We start from the raw sequence: 23,429 nt of genomic DNA, 5'->3' as shown, positions 1-23,429 counted from the left end.
TTCTGAGAGGAGGGTGATATGGCTGCTATGACTTACCATCTGGATGTCGTTAGTGCAGAACAGGCAATGTTCTCCGGTCTGGTAGAAAAAATCCAGGTGACCGGTAGCGAAGGTGAACTGGGGATTTATCCTGGTCACGCTCCCCTGCTTACGGCTATTAATCCCGGTATGGTGCGTATTGTTAAACAGCACGGCAGTGAAGAGTATATCTACTTGTCCGGGGGTATCCTTGAGGTGCAACCGAATATGGTCACTGTTTTGTCTGATACGGCCATTCGTGGGAAGGATCTTGATGAAGCGCGGGCATTGGAAGCGAAACGTAAAGCGGAAGAGCATATCCGTGATTCACATGGTGATGTGGATTATGCTCAAGCTTCTGCCGAGCTGACAAAAGCGATTGCCAAACTGCGCGTTATTGAGCTGACCAGAAAAGCGATGTAACAGCTTCAGTTGTTAAAAAGGCCAGTTGGTTTTTTACCGACTGGCCTTTTTTTATGTTCACCATTATTGCTTGATGATTCCCGCCGGATGCCCAATGTCGGGCATCCTTTGAGAGTGTGTTATTTTTTCTTCAGAAAATCACCCAGCTGCAAATTGCCTTTTGCATCACGCGTGAATGTTTGTGGTACGACAATGGATTTATAGGCGGCAGTAGTGATTTCTTTCCCTTTATTGTTGATCGAATGGTTGTCTTTGATGAAGTAGTTACTGGCATCTACACGACCCACGACAGCGTCATCATATTTACCCGCTGACGTGCGCAGGGATACATTATTTTTAAATATTCCCTGTTTTTCCGGGCCATAGTACGGGCTTGGGCGGAAGATAAAGTTAAAGCGTTGGTTATCAAGTGCAATATTATTCTCAACGACTAGCGCACCTGGGTTAAAGTTGTCGGTAAAGCCATCCAGATGATTGCCAATGGCAATGCTGTTTTTAATCTGATGTGCAACCGGCTGACCTTCCCCTCCCAGTTTGAAACCGTTGCTGGTGTTGTTGAGTGCAATAGAATTCTCGATCACCACAACCCCGTTCGGACCATCCTCAATTTTGTTGAATAGGTCAAACCCATCATCAATATTGTCATGAGAGAAGGCACCACGGATCACATTACCTTCACCAACGCGCATTTTTACTGCAAATCCATCCGCGTTGATTTTACCTGGATCCTGGTTGCTGTAGGATTCTGAATTCAAAATCAGGTTATGGCTGGCCCACAAGGGTTTTCCCACATTTCCTGTTGATGAAACCTGAATTCCGGTGTCGTCGCAATTGTGTGCCACCACACGATCTATGCGGTTGTAACTGCCTTCGATACGGAAGCTTTTATCAGTAATTTCAACACCTTTTACAATCCAGTAGCTAGCGTTGAGATTGAGTCCATGGATAACGCTCTTACCTTCAACTGCAATCAGATGTTTTGGCGCTTTGGCTGTACCGCTGGCGGTTACTGGAATTTCGGTTGCAGCGTAATCTCCAGGCATTAACCACAACGTACCGCCTGCAGGTAATGCACTGATAGCTGTCGTGATATCCAGTGGCGCTTTTTTGCTACCATTGTTGGTTGATTTCCCCTCAGGAGAAACATACAAATTTTTGGCATCCGCAAAAGTCACTTTTTCTACACTGAAACTCGCTTCCTGTGGCGATTTATCTTTACCGTCACCAGGTGTGTAAACCAGTTTGAAATCTGTTTTCGGCGCTGTCAGCTTCGCTGGCAGGCTGAACATTTCACCGGCTTTGATCGCGTGTGCTTTGCCAAGCTCCTTGCCATTCTGATATACGGCCAGTGTACCGTTGTAGTTCACTCTGGCCTGGACCAGATAGTTGTCGTGAACGGAAAGGGTTGAAGAAGCCACTTGCAACAATGGTGCGAAACTTTCTGCTTTAAAGGCGGGTGATAATTTTGTATGCGCTGGACTGGTGGTCAGGCTGGCATTATTAATGGTGACTTTTGCATTACGTGAGGCGAAGAAACCGACATAGTAATGCTTTTTATCCTGTTGGGTGACCAGATCAGCACCTTTGACGGTTTTTGTTACCCATTGATCACTGTCTTTAGGCGCATAAGAAGTGATAAAGCCATCGTCAGTCCGTTCCAGTTTCAGGCGGAATGTTGGCGTTTGTTCCAGATTAATTTTTTCCTGATAACTACTTTTGCTAATTTTAGCACCAATATTACCCCACGGCTGTATCACACCATTCCGTGAAATAGCCTGTATTTTTACTTCAGTTTTGGCATTTTTGGCCTTTTTATCCTGGGTCATGATGGCATTCATCACCATGTTTGAGGCTGCCGGAAACTCCTCATATCCCACTTTCAGTGGATTCTGCCGAGGTACACCCAAAATATCCCGTACTAATATCCCAGCACCTTCCTGTGCGGCTGGTCTGGCCTTTGTCTCAGGACCAAACTGATCAACCGTAACGTCAGATTGCAGCGTGAAATTTACATTGGCGGGTAGTTCAGTATAGAAAAACGTTAATCCATCATGGGTGTTGGCTATTTTTCCACCCCGACTTTCAATGGTAATTGGTGCGGATAAATCGGCTTTATCTGTTGAAGTAAGTTTTTTGCCGTTGATGGTAACGTCATTAACCCCGATTTTTTCAGGTAAAACGTTGGAGGAGAAATTCACATCAGTGGACTGCCCGAAAGCGATGCTGTGCCAGACCAGCGGTGCTGCCTGAGGAGCAGCAAAAGAAGGCGTGCTCCCCATCAATAAAAATGAATTAAGGGCTACAGTAATGAGCCCGGAAACAGCGTATTTCATATCTTCCCCATCATTATTTGTTATTGGTTGGCGCATTATTACAAAAAATGAAACAGCGTTTCTTTTGTGTGGCTCACAAAGTGGATGAGGTTTTTTACCAAAAGTTTCCGTTTCGTGACTTAATCCGTCAATGAAACAGGCAGTGTGGCGGAGAGCATAAAAATTAACGCGGGAGTATCATCATACTTACCCAAATCGCCCCAGTTTGAGTACACTTCCATTCATCTGAATTTGGTGCCTGGAATCCCGTTGGACAGGTATTTTTCGCTGAAAAATATGTAGTATTCCAGCGTGATAACGGGTTTACTTTTGTCTGTCACCATAATGGCGACACCTCTTGGTTTTTAGTCAGGATGCCTATGTCAAACAGTGCTATGAGTGTGGTTATCCTTGCCGCTGGCAAGGGAACCCGCATGTATTCCGATCTTCCTAAAGTACTTCACCCGCTGGCGGGTAAACCTATGGTTCAGCATATTATTGATGCAGCAATGAAAATTGGTGCCAGAAATATGCATCTGGTCTATGGCCACGGTGGCGATCTACTGAAGGAAGCGCTGTCTGATTCATCGTTGAATTGGGTATTACAGGCTGAACAGCTAGGCACTGGTCATGCTATGCAACAGGCCGCACCCTGGTTTGCTGACGATGAAGATATCCTGATGCTATATGGTGATGTGCCGCTGATTTCTCCGGTTACATTGCAGCGGCTGTTACAGGCAAAACCGTTGGGTGGGATTGGTTTACTGACGGTGAAGGTTAATGATCCTACCGGTTATGGCCGCATCGTGCGTGAAAATGGCGAAGTCGTCGGTATTATTGAACACAAAGATGCCAGTGAGGAACAGCGGCAAATATCCGAGATCAATACCGGCATCCTGGTAGCAAATGGTCAGGATCTGAAACGCTGGTTGAGCCAACTTACCAACGATAACGTGCAGGGCGAGTATTACCTCACGGATATTATCGCCATGGCAGTACAGGAAGGCCATCGTGTTATGGCTGTTCATCCCGATAGCCAGAGTGAAGTAGAAGGGGTGAATAACCGCTTGCAACTCGCCACACTGGAGCGTGTTTATCAGCAAGAACAGGCGAAAAAACTGTTGCTGGCCGGGGTGACACTACGTGATCCTGCTCGTTTTGATCTGCGGGGGGAGTTGAAACACGGTCGTGATGTCACTATTGATATTAATGTCATTTTTGAAGGTGAGGTGACGTTGGGCAGTCGAGTCAAAATTGGCGCGGGTTGTGTAATAAAAAACAGTGTGATTGGTGACGACTGTGAGATCAGTCCATACTCGGTAGTGGAAGATGCTGTACTTGAAGCGAAGTGCACTATTGGGCCTTTTGCCCGTTTACGTCCAGGGGCCGAGCTGGCGGAAGGTGCTCATGTCGGTAACTTTGTCGAACTGAAGAAAGCTCGTTTGGGGAAAGGCTCTAAAGCTGGTCACTTAAGCTATCTGGGTGATGCTGACATTGGTGCTGGCGTCAATATTGGTGCCGGAACCATTACCTGCAATTACGATGGTGCGAATAAGCATAAAACCATTATCGGTGATGATGTGTTTGTTGGTTCTGATACTCAACTGGTGGCGCCGGTTAGCGTAGCCAAAGGTGCCACGATAGGCGCTGGTACCACCATTACCCGGAATGTTGGTGAGAATGAGCTGGTTATCAGTCGGGTGAAGCAGCAGCATATCGCTGGTTGGGTTCGTCCGGTAAAGAGAAAATAACCGAGTCGATGACTGTGAATACCTCATCGGTTTGTTATCAGTTTGCTCTTTTGTCATCCCCGCGACGTCGGGGATCCATTCTGGCAGCGCTGACAATCTTTGATGTATTCCCATACTCGCTGAGGACAGGCGTTAAAACGTCAGCAATAACCAGCTAAACAACGTTTTGATATAAAGACGGTTTTGTTCTGTGTTTTATCGATAGAACACAGGACAAAACATAATAATCCCCAACTCTACAAGGCTCGGGGAACCCGGAAAAAACCGGAATAATCAGGTCAGAGACATCTCTGGTGACACAATATGTCACTTCTATAGGAATACAACAGATGTGTGGAATAGTAGGCGCTGTTGCACAGCGTGATATTGCAGAAATACTGCTAGAAGGGTTACGCCGTCTGGAATACCGCGGTTATGACTCGGCTGGTCTGGCAGTCGTGGACAATGACGGTCATATGACCCGTTTACGCCGTTTGGGCAAGGTACAGATTCTGGCTCAGGCAGCCGATGAACATCCGTTGCACGGCGGTACCGGAATTGCTCATACGCGTTGGGCTACACATGGTGAGCCTTCTGAAGATAACGCTCATCCGCATGTTTCTGGATACATTACCGTAGTGCATAACGGTATTATTGAAAATCACGAACCGTTACGTGAACTGCTGGTTAAACGTGGTTATCGGTTTGCTTCTGAAACCGACACTGAAGTCGTGGCGCATCTGGTTCATTGGGAACAGCAGCAAAGTGGGGGTTCACTGGTAGATGTGGTGAAGCGTGTTATTCCTCAGTTGCGCGGTGCGTACGGAATGGTGTTGTTGGATAGCCGTGATCCCAGCGTGATGGTGGCCGCCCGTTCCGGCAGTCCGTTGGTGATTGGTCTTGGTGTCGGGGAAAACTTTATCGCCTCCGACCAACTGGCATTATTGCCGGTAACTCGCCGCTTTATCTTCCTGGAAGAGGGGGACGTGGCTGAAATTACTCGTCGCACCGTGCATATTTTCGATAAGCAAGGTCAGGATGTTAAACGCGAAGAGATTGAATCCAGCGTGCAATACGATGCCGGTGACAAGGGGACTTACCGTCACTACATGCAAAAAGAGATCTACGAACAACCGATGGCCATTAAAAATACCCTGGAAGGGCGTTTCAGCCACGGCGAGATCAACCTGTCCGAGTTAGGGCCGAAAGCGGATGAACTGCTGGCGAAAGTTCAGCATATTCAAATTATTGCCTGCGGAACGTCTTACAATTCCGGTATGGTTTCCCGTTACTGGTTTGAAGCGTTGGCGGGAGTGCCTTGTGATGTGGAAATCGCTTCTGAATTCCGTTACCGCAAACCGGCAGTACGCGCTAATAGCCTGATGATTACGCTGTCTCAGTCTGGTGAAACAGCCGATACCCTCGCAGCATTACGTATGTCCAAAGCGTTGGGTTACCTCGGTTCATTGGCGATTTGTAATGTTGCGGGTTCTTCACTGGTGCGTGAATCCGATCTGGCGTTAATGACCAAAGCCGGTGTGGAAATCGGTGTGGCATCAACCAAAGCTTTCACCACGCAACTGACGGTACTGCTGATGCTGGTGGCGCGTATTGGCCATTTGCGCGGTATGGATGCGAAAATCGAGCACGATATTGTTCATGCTTTGCAGGCATTGCCAGCACGTATAGAGCAGATGTTGTCGCAGGACAAACTGATCGAATCGCTGGCGGAAGGTTTTTCTGACAAGCATCATGCCTTGTTCCTGGGGCGTGGCGATCAGTATCCGATAGCAATGGAAGGCGCGCTGAAGCTTAAAGAGATCTCTTATATCCATGCGGAAGCCTATGCCGCGGGCGAGTTGAAACATGGTCCACTGGCGCTGATTGATGCTGATATGCCGGTGGTAGTGGTGGCTCCCAATAACGAGCTGTTGGAAAAGTTGAAGTCCAATATTGAAGAAGTGCGGGCGCGTGGCGGTGAATTATATGTATTTGCCGATGAAGCCGCTGGTTTCACTTCTGATAGCAAGATGATGAAGCTTATCAAACTGCCTCATGTTGAAGATGTTATTGCGCCGATTTTCTATACCGTTCCACTACAACTGCTGGCTTATCATGTAGCACTGATTAAAGGCACTGATGTGGATCAGCCACGTAATTTGGCAAAATCTGTCACGGTAGAGTAAGTGTGATAATAAGCTAGTCAGGTTTGTGGGATGACAACATAGTTGCTAACTGGAAAATCCGGTTATGCTGTTCAAAAAGCATACCGGATTTTTTTATGCCTAAATCTGAATAGTCACTGTCAGAGACTGTGATTGCTTCCTGAGTGAGACAAGAGAGAGATCTTGGAGACGGAACGTATTATCAACTGTGGATAATACGCCACGAAATGCCCTTTTCTGAGAGATCTCATTGCGTCTCGCTACATAAACGGGACGAGTACAGTATTACGATGAAGTAAGATGTGAGCCATGCCAGGGATCATCGCGACGTTCATCCGGCATTTCGGCGGTGTCGGCAATGTTAAAATGCGATTTGAACCCATTGTGATTTCTTGACTCTCCCACCACTGCATGAGGAGTGGGTGCGGCAGCCATAGCGCCTATGGAAATAAAAAGAAAAAAAACGGCGGTGATTGTCTCTGAGATTTTCATCCTGTCTCGGGCTCCCCACTGTTGCGTTGTATCGGATGACAGGAGCATTTTGCCTGTACTAGCGTCATGTTCTGTCAGTGGGTTTTAAAGCTGAAGGGCTCTGTATGTCCGTTTACGTCTAATGTGACAAGGCGTTATCTATTTGAATGATGGGCCATCATGACTATGCTAATAAATTTCAATCTCTCCGCTAATGAGAAGAGACAAATTCTGACGCAAAATGTGCGGGTAGTACCGCAAAGTTCTCCCGCATACGTTTTGTCTCTTCGGCCTGGTGCGAGATAAACTGAAAGCTTATGCAGCCGAAATCGATGCTTGGGAAGATCTAACGCGTTCAACTGACGGTTAAGACATTTTCCCTAGAGGTGTTGTGAGTAATTATCGTATTGATATATAAAAACATATCCATTAAGCATTAAGATACATAAAGGAGGAAAAGCACCTGCAATTTGAAAGATGATGGGTATATAACATCCGTCCGATGGTTCCCAGGAAATAGGGTGACTAGCGGACGGATTTTTTATGGCGTGAATTTATATGGGATAAGGCGTCTGGTGTATAACGGATTTTGGTTCGGTGAGTTCGAGTTTGTCTTTTGGCGGCATCAATACCTCATTGATTTTTCATCGCTGGAAATAACGTTTTATGAGAGCTGGATAAAAACGGCTCCACATTAACGAGAGCAGAGTTAAGTAGTAAAAGCCGTGTGTTATGCGGCTTTATTGAATACCAGATGTACGGTACTGTAAAAAAAAATTTATCGTCACAGTGAGCCTTTTCATTGCGTTCCTCCCTGAATAATGGGGCCACAACCTGATTCCTGTTGCTGTTATTGCATAATCAGATTCCACATAACCTCATGTATTGGTTTGTTTGTAATAAAACCGTAATATAACGTACATTTTAATGTCACTTAATTGTCCTATTTTCCCTCCTGCAAACTACACTCTGATTAACAAAGCTCCGGGTCTACACTTTTAAAGTATTATCCCACAGGAGGGATTATGAAACTGATGCGTACTACTGTTGCCAGTATTGTTGCGGCAAGCGTTTCTTTGATGACTGTTTCCGCTTTTGCTGCTGACCTCACCGGCGCAGGTGCGACATTCCCCGCTCCGGTTTACACGAAATGGGCTGATTCATATCAAAAAGAAACCGGCAACAAAATAAACTACCAGGGAATTGGTTCTTCAGGCGGTGTAAAACAAATCGTTGCAAAAACCGTGGATTTCGGTGCGTCTGATGCGCCGCTGAAAGATGAAAAGCTGGCTCAGGAAGGTCTGTTCCAATTCCCGACTGTGATTGGCGGTATTGTTCTGGCGGTTAATGTGCAGGGCGTGAAAAAAGGTGAACTGACGCTGGATGGTAAAACCCTGGGTGATATCTATCTGGGCAAGATTAAAAAATGGAATGATCCAGCAATTGCCAAACTGAACCCGAAAGCGAAGCTGCCGGACCAGGATATTGCGGTTGTCCGTCGTGCTGATGGTTCTGGCACGTCTTATGTGTTTACCAGCTACTTGTCAAAAGTAAGCCCTGAGTGGAAAGAGAAGGTGGGTGCAGGTAACACGGTTAACTGGCCGACCGGTCTGGGTGGTAAAGGTAATGATGGTGTCGCGGCGTTTGTTCAGCGTCTGCCTGGTGCTATTGGTTATGTAGAATACGCTTATGCCAAACAGAACAAGCTGGTTTACACCAAACTGATTTCTGCTGATGGTAAGGTTGTGAACCCGACTGAAGAATCATTCAGTAACGCGGCCAAAGGTATTGACTGGAGCAAGTCTTTCGCTCAGGACCTGACTAACCAGAAGGGGGCGGATGTATGGCCAATTACCTCCACTACTTTTATCCTGTTGCATAAAGTACAAACCAAGCCTACACAGGGTAAAGAAGTGATGAAGTTCTTTGACTGGGCGTATAACCATGGCGGCAAAGAAGCCAACGCGCTGGATTACGCGACTCTGCCAAAAGAAGTGGTTGCTCAGGTTCGCGCAGCATGGAAAACTCAGATTAAAGACGAAAGTGGTAAATCGATTTATTAATTGAGTTGGTAAATCGTTATTTGCTGGTAATCGTGAGGCGGATAATCCGGAAACGGGGGATCCGCCTCCGAAATTCATAGGGGTTCCCCCCTATTATTTTGAGAAGAGAGTCGTATGGCTGAATATAAGCCAGCTATTACCCCGCCAGGAAAACATGGAGATGTCATTTTCGGTGTGCTGGTAAGGCTGTCTGCGTTGCTAACGTTATTGTTGTTGGGGGGCATCATTGTTTCCCTGATTATTGCATCCTGGCCGAGCATACAGAAGTTCGGTTTTTCGTTTTTGTGGACAAAGGAATGGGATGCACCTGCCGAGCAATTTGGTGCGTTGGTTCCGATCTACGGCACTATTGTCACTTCGCTGATTGCCTTGATTATTGCGATTCCGATCAGTTTTGGTATCGCCCTGTTTTTGACCGAGCTGGCGCCCAACTGGTTAAAACGTCCGTTGGGTATCGCTATTGAATTGTTGGCCGCTATCCCCAGTATCGTTTACGGCATGTGGGGCTTATTTGTTTTTGCACCGTTGTTTGCCAAATATTTCCAGCAGCCGGTGGGATATGTGCTTTCCGATATTCCGTTTATAGGTGTGCTGTTTTCCGGCCCGGCCTTCGGTATTGGTATTCTGGCTGCTGGTGTGATTCTGGCAATCATGGTTATTCCCTATATTGCTGCCGTGATGCGTGATGTGTTTGAGCAAACACCCGTGATGATGAAGGAGTCGGCTTACGGCATCGGTTGTACTACCTGGGAAGTGATTTGGCGTATTGTGCTGCCGTTTACCAAAAATGGTGTGATCGGCGGTGTGATGCTGGGTCTGGGACGTGCGCTGGGAGAAACGATGGCAGTGACGTTTATCATTGGTAACACCTACCAGCTGAATAGCCCGTCACTGTATATGCCGGGAAACAGTATTACTTCTGCGTTGGCGAATGAATTTGCGGAGGCTGATCCTGGTGTACATACCGCAGCGCTGATGGAGCTAGGCCTGATCCTGTTTGTCATTACCTTTATTGTTCTGGCGTGTTCAAAATTGATGATCATGCGTTTGGCGAAAAATGAAGGAGTACATTAATGACGGCAATCAGCATTGAGAACGAAGCAGAGCTTATCCGCATGCGTCGCAAAATGCAGGCCTGGCGGCGTCAGAAAAATCGTATCGCTTTATGTTTATCGATGCTGACGATGGCATTTGGGTTGTTCTGGTTGGTTTGGATCCTGTTTTCCACGATCACCAAAGGTATTGACGGCATGTCACTGTCGCTGTTTACCGAAATGACTCCGCCTCCCAACTCACCGGGTGGTGGTTTAGCCAACGCTATTGCGGGCAGTGGTCTACTGATTTTTTGGGCGACATTTCTGGGAACGCCACTGGGTATCATGGCTGGCATTTATTTGGCGGAATATGGCCGTAAATCGCTGATTGCAGAAGTTATCCGTTTTATTAATGATATTTTGCTATCGGCACCGTCCATTGTTGTAGGGCTGTTTGTTTATAGTCTCGTGGTTACCAGAATGGAGCATTTTTCCGGCTGGGCAGGGGTTATCGCGCTGGCATTATTACAGATACCGATTGTTATCCGCACCACGGAAAATATGCTCAAACTGGTACCAGATAGCCTGCGTGAAGCTGCCTATGCTCTGGGTACACCCAAATGGAAAATGATTTCTGCAATTACGTTAAAAGCGTCTGTTTCAGGAATTATTACCGGCATTCTACTGGCTGTTGCTCGTATCGCCGGGGAAACGGCACCGTTGCTGTTCACTTCGTTATCCAACCAGTTCTGGAACACGGATTTAATGCATCCGATTGCCAACCTGCCAGTGACTATCTTCAAGTTTGCCATGAGTCCGTTCTCAGAGTGGCAACAGCTGGCTTGGGCAGGTGTACTGTTGATTACGGTGTGTGTGCTATTTCTGAATATCCTGGCACGTGTAGTGTTTGCTGAGAAGAAACATTGATAATTAAAAGTGTTGCGTAGCAGCACCGGCTAGAAGAGAGAAGTCTTGATGAGTATGGCTACTGAGACATCCACCAGCAAAATCCAGGTGCGCGATCTGAATTTTTATTACGGGAAATTCCATGCGCTAAAAAACATTACGCTGGATATCGCCCAAAATCAGGTTACTGCGTTCATCGGCCCATCGGGATGTGGCAAGTCCACGTTGCTGCGAACCATGAATAAAATGTACCAGCTTTACCCAGAGCAACATGCTGAGGGAGATATTCTGCTGGATGGTAATAACATCTTGACGGATAAGCAGGATATCGCATTGTTGCGTGCCAAGGTGGGTATGGTATTCCAGAAACCGACACCGTTCCCGATGTCGATTTATGACAATATTGCGTTTGGGGTGCGCCTGTTTGAAAAGCTGTCCCGTCCGGATATGGATGAGCGCGTACAGTGGGCGCTGACCAAGGCGGCATTGTGGCAGGAAACCAAAGATAAACTGCACCAGAGTGGTTACAGTCTGTCTGGAGGACAACAGCAACGTTTGTGTATCGCTCGCGGTATTGCTATCCGCCCTGAAGTTCTGCTGCTGGATGAACCTTGCTCGGCATTGGATCCTATTTCCACTGGCAGAATCGAAGAACTGATTTCAGAGCTTAAGAAAGATTATACCGTGGTGATCGTGACGCATAACATGCAGCAGGCTGCGCGTTGTTCCGATTATACGGCGTTTATGTATCTGGGTGAGCTGATCGAGTTCAGTGATACCGACACCCTGTTTACCGCGCCTCGGCAGAAAAAGACCGAAGACTATATTACCGGTCGCTACGGTTGATTACGGGAGTATCATGGAAAATCTTAATCTGAATAAACATATTTCCGGTCAGTTTAATGCCGAACTGGAGAACATTCGCACTCAGGTCTTGAGCATGGGGGGACTGGTTGAGCAGCAACTGACTGACGCCATTACTGCGATGCACAATCAGGACTCAGAACTGGCGACGCGGGTTATTGAATGTGATTCCAAAGTTAACTTGATGGAAGTGACGATTGATGAAGCTTGTGTGCGCATTATCGCCAAGCGTCAACCCACGGCCAGCGATTTGCGCTTGGTGATGGCGATCATCAAAACTATTTCGGAGCTGGAACGCATCGGTGACGTGGCGGATAAAATTTGCCGCACCGCGCTGGAAAAATTTTCCCACCAGCATCAACCGTTGCTGGTGAGTCTGGAGTCTCTGGGCCGTCACACGGTGCAGATGCTGCATGATGTGCTGGATGCTTTTGCCCGTATGGATCTGGATGAAGCCATCCGTATCTACCGGGAAGATAAAAAAGTCGATAAGGAATACGAGGGTATTGTGCGTCAGTTAATGACTCACATGATGGAAGATTCCCGTACCATTCCAAGTGTTCTGACCGCACTGTTTTGCGCCCGTTCTATCGAGCGTATCGGTGACCGCTGTCAGAATATCTGCGAATTTATCTTCTACTTCGTGAAAGGTCAGGATGTTCGCCATATGGGTGGCGATGCTCTGGAAAAACTCCTGATCGCGAGTGACGCCAAAAAAGCGAAATAATGTTATTTCGCTGAGTTTGATAACAAAGTGCATATAGCGATGATAATGGGGAGATCGTAAAGGCGCTGCAAGTATATTATTGTCAGCTTCAGCCGCACCATCTCTGGCATGGATGTTTGACTTGTCTCTCCCATTATCATCGTTTTGACTCCGCGGTTTATCGTCTGACGCTCTGCTTGCAGAGCGTTTTTTATCGGGATCCCCAATAAGTCTGACTCCTTCGGAGCCGCCTTTCTGAACTGGAATTATTTAGAGTACAGGTAAGGTGAATAACCGTGATAATAACGCTGTATTGATACCAATAATTATTATTGGAGTCATGACCAAAGAATTTATTGTGCAGCACAAATGGCGGAAGAACCCATTAAACGGGGTTGTCGACAGGGAGTCTTGGTCAGAAAAATGCTATCTGCTTATGGGGTTGTAGTGGCGGCGAGCTACACGTTGATCGGCAGTTACAAACTCAATACGACCAGTACCACCGCTCTCGACCCTAAGCTCATTTTACTTACAAACCTGACATTAGCGTTTTAAGTTTTAAATAAGTGTTTGATGACACTGTTTATTGTCTCCGATAGTCGTTTGTAGTCAATTTTATTCTCGTTGGCCCTGGTGACGACATGTTGGGATAATCCACTGAAAATTAACGCTATAATATCCATCTTTCCACTCAACTTTCGGAACTCCTCCGCGTTGCTGGTGTTTGACCTTTTAATCAATTGCTCATCAAATTGTGCAACGATATTTTTATGCGATAATTGAAGCAATTTAGCAACGCTCGGATTACGTGCCGCCTCGGCAACAATTTCTAGCCATAATCCTACAAAATCAGGGGAAGTATGATGCTCAATCATTCTTTCGGTTTGCCTGGTCAGAGAATCAACCAACGCTTCATCGGGTGGAGCAGCGGCGATGTCATTCACGAGTTCCAGTAGCGTGTGTTCCTGCTGTGCCACCAGTGCTTCAACGATCGCTTCTTTGTTAGCAAAATGATAGTAGATATGCCCTGGGCTCATGCCAGCAGCCTTAGAAATTTTGGCTATGCTGCAACCATGAAAACCCTCTTTCCGGAAGCAATCTGCCGCTGCGTCTAGCACCTGTTTTCTGCGTTCCTTGGTTTTCTCCCGAACTTCATCGTCCTGGGGGTTACTCATGGATTTCTCCTGTTCAGTAATTCTTGCAAGTTTTAAATTAGCATTAATATACTAGAATGAATATTCAACCTAATAAGAGGGTGATAGTCATGTTTGCTTTTCTTCGCCCTGTTTGGACAAGTTTAACCATATTAATGATGGCACTCTCACTGGACACGATCGCTCTCTGCATCCCTCAGGGACGGTTTTCACGAGGAGTGTAACGTTAACGTTAAGAGAATTAAATGTCACGCTCACTTCAAAGCTTCATGGCCCACAACATCTCATTGAGTAGCTGAAATAAAGCATCAGACCAGGGGGTATTTCAAAAACACTTATTCCACAAGGGTAGCATGGTCAATGTGGGACACACTGTACAAGATCAATCTCACATTTTGCCAAGACAAGCTAGCAAGAGAGTGATGGTTTCTCTATTACGGTCGGTAAGGCATCAGCCGTAAGTAGGTCATTGGGGACTATGCCTATCGCAACCGTATTGGTGATTTTTGATATCCCACGGTTTAACGTTTTGATTGCGAGTTGGTTCAGTAAAGAGAAGAAACGCATTAATAAAGTAGAACATCCCGAAGACCTGACGAAGCAATGTGCGTTGGGCTCGCAAGCATAATTCTCGCGATTAAATCAAAAAGTTATTGAGTTAATGTTGGGGAGATTAATCAGTGGTAAAACGCAAAAAAGTCGCAGCGGAAGAAACTCGCGAGCAGATCCTTGAAGCTGCCGAGCAATGTTTCCGAGATGTGGGAGTGGCGCGCACTACACTACAGATGATCGCTGTACGGGCCGGTTGTACCCGTGGGGCCATATACTGGCATTTTACTGAAAAACAAGATCTTTTACGAGAGATCATAAACAGGGTACCTCTGTTGCTGTTCAGCCAGTTGGAGAGGATATGCGTGGCTGCTAAGCCTGTAGCTGAGTTACATCGTTGCCTCACTCGCAATTTGGAGGATATTCAAAACGACAGGCATCTACGTAATGTGGTCGAGATTATGGTCTTCAGAGGTGAATGCTCTGAAGAAATAAACAATGCATTCTTAGCGGGGAAAGAGGGTGACAATAAGTTTTTGCAACTGCTGGTCAGTATTTTCGATTCTGGTAAAGCGCGGGGTGAAATTAAAACTACCATCCCGACGAAGACGCTGGCTTGTCTGACGTTCTTCGTTTTCACCGGTGCGTTGAAGTCTTGCATTTTGATGCCGCCGGACTGTTGGGCGGTCCAGGAAGGTCAATCTGTATTACAATTTGTATTCGATATCGCCCATGAAAATACCAAGGCATGTCATCGCGGTAATGTTGGATAAAAGCGATTTATCCATTGATCGGGTGATGCTTTCTTCTGTGCCCGGCTCCTTCAACCCACAGGCAGGTCTGTTTGTGTATGTTATAAGCGAGTAACGGGCTGGCATGATGCCGATGAGATAAAAATAATAAGCAAAGCTGTTTTCGGCGTAAGACAAAAAGGCTCTTTTATTCGATTGTTGGGCCAGGAAGGCTTCGTTTTTACGATCGAAACGCCACTGGTGGACATTTTCAACGTTTCTTCCCGTTGCTGGGTCAGTGTCTTGTTTGCTGTCAATTTCGCGCGACGGTCATTTCGTTTTTACCTGCCATCCAATGACATTTCAATCCGCTTCCCAAGCCGATCATCCCGTTTTTTGTTCGCGCCATATGACGACTCTGGCTCTACAAGTGATCAGGGTTTGAAGGTCCGCAATTGTCATTCCCAATTCATCAATTTTTTTACATTTTGTAACTATTTTTTTTGTGCTTCGACACTTATTGACGCAACATGATATTGTGCTCAACTTAGAATGATCATTCTAATTTCTTTGGGATAATATATTCATTATGCGGTATACATTATCAGTGCTTTTTCTGAGCATGCTGCTGATCGCCTGCGATCGTTCTACCAACAATGGCGCACCAGCAGCACCGGTGCCTCATGTTAGCGTCGTAACGCTTAAAACTCAGCCCATAACCTTGTTCACAAGTCTGCCCGGCCGCACAACCGCGGTACGCAGTGCTGAAGTGCGACCACAGGTAGATGGCATTATTCTTAAACGGCTGTTTACCGGAGGTACCGAGGTCAAGGCCGGTCAACAGCTGTATCAGATCGATCCCGCCAGCTATCAGGCCGCTTATGACAAAGCGGTAGCGACTTATGTTAACGCCGAATCAGTGGTCAAGCGCTACAAGCCACTCGCTGCCGCCCACGCGGTGAGCGCCCAGACTTACGACGACGCGGTGGCTACTGCCGCTGAAGCCAAGGCCGATGTGGAAACCGCGCACGTGAATCTGGAATACACTAAGGTTCTCGCGCCGATATCCGGACGCATCGGTCGTTCACTCTTTACCGAGGGGGCCCTGGTCACCAATGGCCAGAGTAGCTATCTCACCACCATCTCCCAGCTTGATCCAATCTATGTCGATGTCAGCGAGTCATCTCTGGATCTGCTGCGCCTGAGGCGCGCGCTGAGTGAGGGCAAGCTAAAAGCGCCGAACGACCATGAGGCTGCGGTGCAGCTTATGCTTGAAGACGGCAGCAGTTATAGCCAGGAAGGACGGTTAGACTTCTCCGAAGTGACCGTGGATGAAGGCACCGGTTCGGTCACGCTGCGCGCCACCTTCCCCAACCCACATCATGTGCTGCTTCCCGGCATGTTCGTCCATGCCCGTCTGGTGCAGGGCGTTCAGGAAGAGGGCATTCTGGCACCTCAAGAAGCCATCAGCCATGACGTCAAGGGCCGTCCCTATGTGTACGTAGTCAAAACCGATAACACCATCGAGCAACGTTATATCACTACAGGTGAGATGAACAACGGCCAGTGGCAGGTCACCAGCGGCCTCAGTGCTGGCGAAAAAGTGGTCACTGAAGGCATCCAGAACATCCATACCGGCATGAGAGTTTCCGCTAGCGAGCAGAGCCAGACGGCTAATTCCAACTCCGTCCAATTATCCATGACCGATCCGTCGGCGCAATAAGGGGCTATCGATGTCAAAGTTCTTTATCGAACGCCCAATTTTCGCCTGGGTGATCGCCATTGTAGTGATGCTGGCGGGGGGGCTCTCTATCCTCAATCTTCCGATCAACCAGTACCCAAACATCGCGCCGCCGGCGATTCAGGTGTCGGTAACCTATCCAGGGGCTAGCGCCGAGACAGTACAAAAAACCGTAGTGCAGGTGATAGAACAGCAACTCAACGGTATTGACAATCTGCGCTACATTGAATCCAACAGCAATAGCGATGGCAGCGCTAGCATTATTGTTACCTTCGATCAGGGCACCGATCCGGATATCGCCCAAGTGCAGGTGCAGAACAAAGTGTCTCTGGCGGAATCGCAGTTGCCGACCGAAGCCACAGAACAGGGTATCCGGGTAGCGAAATACCAGTCCAACTTCATGATGGTCGTTAGCTTGATTTCCACCGACGGTAAAATGACTGACGCTGACCTGGGCAACCTTTTGGTCTCCAAACTGGAAGATCCCATCGTGCGTACCAAGGGGGTGGGCGACTTTCTGGTTATGGGGGCGGAATACGCCATGCGTATCTGGCTGGACCCGGCCAAACTGTATAAGTATTCATTGGTACCAAGCGACATTAGCACCGCCATTTCGCAGCAAAACGTCCAGGTGTCCTCGGGCGCACTGGGTGGTTTACCGACAGTGAAAAACGCTAAATTCAGCGCCACCATTATTGGCAAAACCCGGCTGGAAACAGTGCAGCAATTCCAAAATATCCTGCTGAAGGTCAACAGCGACGGGTCACAGGTGCGGCTCAAGGATGTTGCGGCGGTCGATCTCGGGCCGAAAAGTTACAGTATTTCTTCCACTTTTGACGGCAAGCCCTCCACCGGTATCGCACTGCGTCTCGCGAGCGGAGCTAACTTGCTCGACACCGCCAATGCGGTGCGTGCCACCCTCCACGGCCTTGAGTCTTCTTTGCCGGAAGGTGTGAAGATTGAATTTCCGTACGATACCTCGCCGGTGGTCAGCGCCTCAATTGAGGAAGTGGTTAAGACGCTATTGGAAGCCATTGTGTTGGTGTTCATGGTGATGCTGCTGTTCCTGCAGAATCTGCGTGCTACGCTGGTCACCACCATGGTGGTGCCGGTTGTACTGCTCGGCACTTTCGGCATACTGTTTGCGTGCGGTTACTCCATCAACACACTCACCATGTTCGGCATGGTGCTGGCGATAGGCTTGCTGGTAGATGACGCCATAGTGGTAGTGGAGAACGTTGAACGAGTGATGCACTATGAGAAATTGGGGCCGAAGGAAGCCACTATCAAATCGATGCAGCAGATTCAAGGGGCTCTATTCGGCATCGCCATGGTGCTGTCAGCGGTGCTGGTGCCGATGGCGTTCTTCAGCGGCTCCACCGGTATCATTTACCGTCAGTTCTCCATAACCATCGTATCGGCGATGGCACTATCTGTGTTGATGGCGCTGATCTTCACCCCAGCATTGTGCGCCACAATACTCAAACCATCGGCCGGTGAGCGAGCCACCACCGGCTTCGCCGGTGCCTTTAACCGCATGTTTGTTCGTGGGACGGTGAGTTATACCCGTGGTGTTGGCCATGTCATCAATAAACGCTCACTGTTCTTACTGGTGTATTTGATGATCGTCGGGGTCACCGGCTACCTATTCACTCGCGTGCCAACGACATTTCTACCTGATGAAGACCAGGCTACTTTGATGATTCAGGTTAGCCTTCCGGCCAATGCTTCTGCCGAGCGTACTCAGCAAGTCGTGCAAAAAATCAAGGACTATCTGCTGACCGATGAGAAGGATATCGTTAGCTCGGTATTTGCTGCCAACGGCTTTAGCTTCGCCGGCCGCGGTCAGAACAGCGCTATGGCTTTCGTGCGTCTTAAAGACTGGAGCGAGCGCCCCAAAGCTAGCCAAAGCGTCCAGGCGCTGGCGGGGCGCGTCATGCAACATTTCGCCACGTTGAAACAGGGTCAGGTCATCGCGCTCGTACCGCCGGCAGTGATGGAGCTTGGCAACGCCACCGGCTTCGATTTTTATCTCCAGGATACTAACAGTCAGGGGCATGATGCACTGGTGGCCGAGATGAATCAGTTCCTATCGCTGGCCCGTCAGGATCCTCGGTTGTCCATGGTTCGCCACAATGGTATGGCGGATGAGCCGGAATACCACCTGGTGATCGATGACGAGCGAGCTCGTGCGCTTGGGCTCAGCCTGGAGGATATCAATGACACACTGTCCACTGCCTGGGGCTCCAGCTATGTTAACCAGTTCATGTACCAAGGACGAGTCAAGGACGTCTATCTACAAGGTAAAGCCACTTCGCGTGTTACGCCGGAGGATCTTAATCAGTGGTACTTCCGTAACAGCAGCAACCAGATGGTGCCGTACTCGGCGTTCGGTAGTGGTAAATGGGGGTATGGTTCGCCTCGCTTTGAGCGCTTCAACGGCCTGTCGGCGGTAAATATCATGGGGTCGCCTGCGGCTGGCTACAGTTCCGGCGATGCGGTGAAAGCGGTGGATGAAATTGCCGCCAAACTGCCTAAAGGTTTCCGTGTCCAATGGCATGGCTTGTCCTATGAGGAGCAGAGTGCCGGTTCTCAGACTACCGCGCTATATACTCTTTCGGTGCTGATGGTGTTTCTGTGTCTGGCTGCGCTGTATGAGAGCTGGTCGATTCCGTTCTCGGTATTGCTGGTAGTGCCACTTGGGGTACTCGGTACCATCGGCGCGGTGTTGCTGCGCGGACTGTCTAATGATGTATTTTTCCAGGTGGGTCTGCTGACCACCGTCGGACTTGCGGCCAAGAACGCCATTCTGATCGTCGAATTCGCCAAGGAATTACATGAGCGGGACGGCAAAGATATCGTCGAGGCCGCTATTGATGCTGCACGTCTGCGTATCCGGCCCATCATCATGACTTCAATGGCATTCGTGCTCGGGGTACTACCGCTGACCATTTCCCACGGCGCCGGCGCCGGCAGTCAGCACTCGATCGGCACCGCTGTTGCTGGTGGTATGATCACCGCTACCTTCCTGGCCATTTTCTTTGTACCGATGTTTTATGTTGTCGTGGTGCGCCTGTTTGACCGCCGACGGACCAAAACGCCGGCCACCGAGGTGCAACAACATGATTGATCACAGTAAGACATACGCGCGGAACGTGATGATCCCGGCGCTTCTGGCACTGACTATTACCGGTTGCAGCCTGCAGCCTGAATATAAACGACCAGCGCTACCGGTCACTAACCACTATTGGGAAAGCACCATCAATGGCGGCACTAGCGCGTCGGATTTAGGTTGGCGGCAATTTTTTACCGAGCCAGAGTTGCGTCAACTGATCCAGTTGGCGCTAGACAATAATCGCGACTTACGGGTGGCGGCGCTGAATGTCGAAAGCGACCAGGCTCAATTTCGCGTCGAGCGCGCAGCACTCATGCCGACAGTGAGTGCTGGAGCCGATATGACCTCGGCGCACGTGCCTGGTAATCTGTACAGCACCCAGAGCACCGGACCGACGACCTATCAACAGTATGAGGCCAATCTGGGCGTGACATCATGGGAGCTGGACTTCTTCGGCCGAGTGCGTAGCTTGCGCGACCAGGCGCTGGAAACCTATCTGTCCACCGAGGCAACGGCCAAAGCCACGCGTATCAGTCTGATGGCAGAGGTCGCTTCAGACTATATGACGTTATGCGCCGACAGCGATTTGCTGCGCCTGGCACACCAGACCGTCGATAGCCAACGCGCCTCCTACGAACTGACCAAGAGGAGCTACGACAATGGGGCCAGCACCGAGCAGGATTTGGCGCAGGCCGAAACCACTGTCAGAAGCGCTGAAGCCGATGTGGCGCAATATGCCAGGCAGGTGCGTCAAGACGCCGACGCGCTGCGGTTGTTGCTGGGAACTGAATTGCCCGCCGGTTTGGTGAAACAGGCACGGCTGGACCGTGACTGGCACTTCCCGGATCTGCCAGTCGGCCTGCCGTCGGAGCTGTTGACCCGCCGGCCGGATATCGTCGCTGCCGAACATACCCTTAAAGCGGCCAATGCCAATATCGGCGCGGCGCGTGCGGCGTTCTTCCCTACCATTAGCCTGACGGCGTCCGGCGGTTCGGCCTCGTCGAGCTTGGGTCATCTGCTGGAAGGCGGCACCGCGGCCTGGTCGTTCGTGCCCAGTATCAGCGTGCCGATTTTCGACGGCGGCAAGAACCGCGCTAATCTGGATATTGCCAAGGTATCAAAGCGGATCGATGTGGCCAACTATGAGAAGACCATTCAGACAGCGTTCAAGGAGGTTTCAGATGCGCTGGCTGGACGGGCTACCTATAAGGACGAATTGACCGCGCGAATTCAGGATACCAACGCTAACCAGCGTAACTACGATATGTCCCAGATGCGTTTTCGCGCTGGCGTGGACAATTACCTGAATGTGCTGGTTGCCCAACGTTCACTATATCAGGCCCAACAGAGTCAGATCACGACTCGACTCAACGAACTGAACCAGCAGATCACGCTGTATAAGGTGCTGGGTGGAGGCTGGAAAGCAGACTAAGAACTCTCTGCACAACGCGGCGTCGGCTACGATTAGGCCGGCGCCGCCACGTCTTTCATATTACAAAGGATTGTCGGCTGTGATTAACGCTGTAATAAAGAGAAAATAATAGGTTAACCATCGTTCAGGTCGGGTTTCTCTGGCTATTTTATATAATATTCTCTAAATAATTTGACTTCCAAAGTTAATAATATCCCATTGCTTTTAAATAGTGCATCTTAATGTTTAGGGTGCACTGCAATTGTACTTTTATCGGAAAGTAATTCTTATATCAATTAAATTGAGATTTAATTTTTTACGCGGAGTTGATAAATAAAGCATGCCGCGACTATGGTTTCTTATTTTGAGAAACCTATTGCCTAAAATCAGTAAGGATATAAATCATCGATTGGCTTCAGTCTTGCAACCCATAGGGTATGGCTTATTCATTGATGGTACGGAGAATAACATGACTGGCTCCCTGGCAAGACAAATAAGGAAATATGCTTTATCCGCATTACTGATGGGCTTTGCTGCATATAGCTATGCGGGAAAACAGAATGATACTTTAGTTTATGCCTCGGACAGTGAGGTGGATAATGTTAGCCCTTATCATAATAACCTGCGAGAAGGGGTAATTATTGCCCACCTGGTATGGGATACGTTGATTTATCGTGATCCTGAAACCGGTAAATATCTTCCAGAATTGGCTTCATCATGGAAATGGGAATCCCCCTTAACACTGGTCCTGCATTTACGTAAAGGCGTTAAATTCCATAACGGTGATGACTTTACGGCTGACGATGTCGTTTATACATTCAATAATATTGCGGGTGATAATACTGCCTCGGTTATGCCACAGAGTGTTGACTGGATTAAGAACACCGAGAAAATTGATGATTACACGGTAAAACTCCACCTTAAAAAACCTTTCCCGGCGGCACTGGAATATCTGTCTGGTCCGACACCAATCTATCCTGCTAAATATTATCAACGGGTTAAATTATCTGGTTTCAGTAAAGCGCCTGTTGGCACTGGCCCCTATAAAATTACCAAAGTGATACCGGGGCAAGGCATCACGATGGAAAAGAATACCCATTACTTTAAGGACAGCCCGGTTGGGCAGCCCAAAATCGGAAAACTGGTATTTGTGGCAATCAGCGATCCGGAAACCCGGCTGGCTCAACTGATGACCGGACAGGTTGACTGGATCTGGCGGGTGCCTGCCGACCAGATGGCTTCGCTGGCGGCCATGCCAAACATCACAGTGAAGAGCGGCGAAACCATGCGAGTCGGTTTTCTGGCATTGAATATTCACGCTAACGGACCAGAAGGTAAGCCTTTTAAAGATCTGCGCGTCCGTCAAGCGGTGAACTATGCCATTAACCGCAAGGCTATTGTCGATAATCTGGTTCGCGGCGGCAGTCGGCCCGTTTATTCCGCCTGTTTCTATGCGCAAACCGCATGTAACACCAGCGATGTCATTAAGTATGAATACAACCCGGAAAAAGTCCGGCAGCTACTGGCAGAAGCGGGATATCCCAATGGTTTTGATACAGATATCTGGGCTTATCGTGATCGGGATTACGCCGAGGCGATCATTGGCGATTTACGTAAGGTGGGTATCCGCGCCAGGCTGCATTATGTGAAATATACGGTACTGGCGGCGGATCTGATTTCTGGCAAGGCACCGATGGCGATGCGCACCTGGGGCTCTTTTTCCATCAACGATGCTTCAGCCTTTACCTCACCTTATTTTGGTGGCAAAGGTGACGATATCTGGAAGGATGCCGAACTGACCAGCATGCTGGAAAAGGCTGATGAAACTATCGATCCGCAGCAGCGCAGCGCCATGTATGCGAAGGCGCTGGGCCGAATTTCCTCCCAGGCTTATCTGGCGCCTCTGTTTTCCTATTCGACAAATTATGCATATACCGCCGATCTGAACTTTGATAGCTGGCCGGATGAACTGCCGCGTTTTGTGATGTCCAGTTGGAAGTAAAACGCGACCGGGGATCGGCATCGATTCCCGCAGG

17 protein-coding genes are annotated in these 23,429 nt (G+C 48.7%); 14 read left to right on the top strand and 3 right to left on the bottom strand.

The genetic code is table 11. The features are described 5' to 3' along the window. The first annotated feature begins 27 nt into the window (after positions 1-27). On the top strand, positions 28-441 hold the full coding sequence (locus PCO85_22820; protein WJV56185.1) for a F0F1 ATP synthase subunit epsilon: 414 nt from the start codon (positions 28-30) through the stop codon (positions 439-441). A gap of 119 nt (positions 442-560) precedes the next feature. Here the strand turns inward: PCO85_22820 and PCO85_22815 are convergent, their stop codons facing one another. Continuing rightward, a complete protein-coding gene (locus tag PCO85_22815) occupies positions 561-2,774 on the bottom strand; it encodes a right-handed parallel beta-helix repeat-containing protein (GenBank protein WJV53914.1) in 2,214 nt (737 codons plus the stop codon). A gap of 359 nt (positions 2,775-3,133) precedes the next feature. On the opposite strand from PCO85_22815, the gene glmU reads away from it, so the two are divergent. Both glmU and glmS read left to right on the top strand, forming a co-directional pair. Beyond that, a complete protein-coding gene (gene glmU / locus PCO85_22810; protein WJV53913.1) occupies positions 3,134-4,504 on the top strand; it encodes a bifunctional UDP-N-acetylglucosamine diphosphorylase/glucosamine-1-phosphate N-acetyltransferase GlmU in 1,371 nt (456 codons plus the stop codon). Positions 4,505-4,833: 329 nt separating this feature from the next. Continuing rightward, positions 4,834-6,669, top strand: coding sequence for a glutamine--fructose-6-phosphate transaminase (isomerizing) (glmS, locus tag PCO85_22805; GenBank protein ID WJV53912.1), 1,836 nt, complete (start codon positions 4,834-4,836; stop codon positions 6,667-6,669). A 264-nt stretch (positions 6,670-6,933) separates the two neighbouring features. Here the strand turns inward: glmS and PCO85_22800 are convergent, their stop codons facing one another. Next, a complete protein-coding gene (locus PCO85_22800) occupies positions 6,934-7,140 on the bottom strand; it encodes a hypothetical protein (GenBank protein WJV53911.1) in 207 nt (68 codons plus the stop codon). 1,004 nt (positions 7,141-8,144) lie between these two features. Here PCO85_22800 and pstS point away from each other — a divergent pair. From pstS to phoU, 5 genes are all read left to right on the top strand, one after another. Then, complete coding sequence (pstS, locus tag PCO85_22795; protein WJV53910.1) at positions 8,145-9,182, top strand: phosphate ABC transporter substrate-binding protein PstS; 1,038 nt, start codon at positions 8,145-8,147, stop codon at positions 9,180-9,182. 114 nt (positions 9,183-9,296) lie between these two features. Next, a complete protein-coding gene (gene pstC / locus PCO85_22790; protein ID WJV53909.1) occupies positions 9,297-10,256 on the top strand; it encodes a phosphate ABC transporter permease PstC in 960 nt (319 codons plus the stop codon). After that, on the top strand, positions 10,256-11,143 hold the full coding sequence (gene pstA, locus PCO85_22785; protein ID WJV53908.1) for a phosphate ABC transporter permease PstA: 888 nt from the start codon (positions 10,256-10,258) through the stop codon (positions 11,141-11,143). The genes pstC and pstA overlap by 1 nt, the downstream gene beginning before the upstream one ends. A 48-nt stretch (positions 11,144-11,191) precedes the next feature. Beyond that, positions 11,192-11,968 carry a phosphate ABC transporter ATP-binding protein PstB gene (gene pstB, locus PCO85_22780; GenBank protein ID WJV53907.1) on the top strand — a complete coding sequence of 259 codons (777 nt, stop codon included), beginning with the start codon at positions 11,192-11,194 and terminating at the stop codon, positions 11,966-11,968. Positions 11,969-11,981: 13 nt separating this feature from the next. Continuing rightward, positions 11,982-12,713, top strand: a complete 732-nt coding sequence (phoU, locus tag PCO85_22775) for a phosphate signaling complex protein PhoU (GenBank protein ID WJV53906.1) — start codon at positions 11,982-11,984, stop codon at positions 12,711-12,713. 530 nt (positions 12,714-13,243) lie between these two features. Here phoU and PCO85_22770 read toward each other — a convergent pair. Then, complete coding sequence (locus PCO85_22770) at positions 13,244-13,867, bottom strand: TetR/AcrR family transcriptional regulator (protein ID WJV53905.1); 624 nt, start codon at positions 13,865-13,867, stop codon at positions 13,244-13,246. Between the two features lie 457 nt (positions 13,868-14,324). Here PCO85_22770 and PCO85_22765 point away from each other — a divergent pair, with 457 nt between their 5' ends. From PCO85_22765 to PCO85_22740, 6 genes are all read left to right on the top strand, one after another. Beyond that, entirely contained in the window at positions 14,325-14,474 is a 150-nt protein-coding gene (locus PCO85_22765) for a hypothetical protein (GenBank protein WJV53904.1), read from the top strand. Between the two features lie 52 nt (positions 14,475-14,526). Beyond that, on the top strand, positions 14,527-15,168 hold the full coding sequence (locus PCO85_22760; GenBank protein ID WJV53903.1) for a TetR family transcriptional regulator: 642 nt from the start codon (positions 14,527-14,529) through the stop codon (positions 15,166-15,168). A 547-nt stretch (positions 15,169-15,715) separates the two neighbouring features. Continuing rightward, positions 15,716-16,849, top strand: a complete 1,134-nt coding sequence (locus PCO85_22755; protein ID WJV53902.1) for an efflux RND transporter periplasmic adaptor subunit — start codon at positions 15,716-15,718, stop codon at positions 16,847-16,849. 10 nt (positions 16,850-16,859) lie between these two features. After that, positions 16,860-19,997, top strand: coding sequence for an efflux RND transporter permease subunit (locus PCO85_22750; protein ID WJV53901.1), 3,138 nt, complete (start codon positions 16,860-16,862; stop codon positions 19,995-19,997). A 28-nt stretch (positions 19,998-20,025) separates the two neighbouring features. Then, the gene (locus PCO85_22745; protein ID WJV53900.1) at positions 20,026-21,414 is read left to right on the top strand and encodes an efflux transporter outer membrane subunit; all 1,389 of its coding nucleotides are present in this window, start codon (positions 20,026-20,028) and stop codon (positions 21,412-21,414) included. A 448-nt stretch (positions 21,415-21,862) separates the two neighbouring features. Continuing rightward, positions 21,863-23,395, top strand: a complete 1,533-nt coding sequence (locus PCO85_22740; protein WJV53899.1) for an ABC transporter substrate-binding protein — start codon at positions 21,863-21,865, stop codon at positions 23,393-23,395. Positions 23,396-23,429 lie beyond the last annotated feature (34 nt).

This window comes from Prodigiosinella aquatilis (assembly GCA_030388725.1).
GTDB classification, from domain to species: Bacteria; Pseudomonadota; Gammaproteobacteria; order Enterobacterales; family Enterobacteriaceae; genus Prodigiosinella; species Prodigiosinella aquatilis.
The sequence above is the reverse complement of the archived record's forward strand: the minus strand, read 5'-3'. Positions and strand labels throughout refer to the sequence as shown.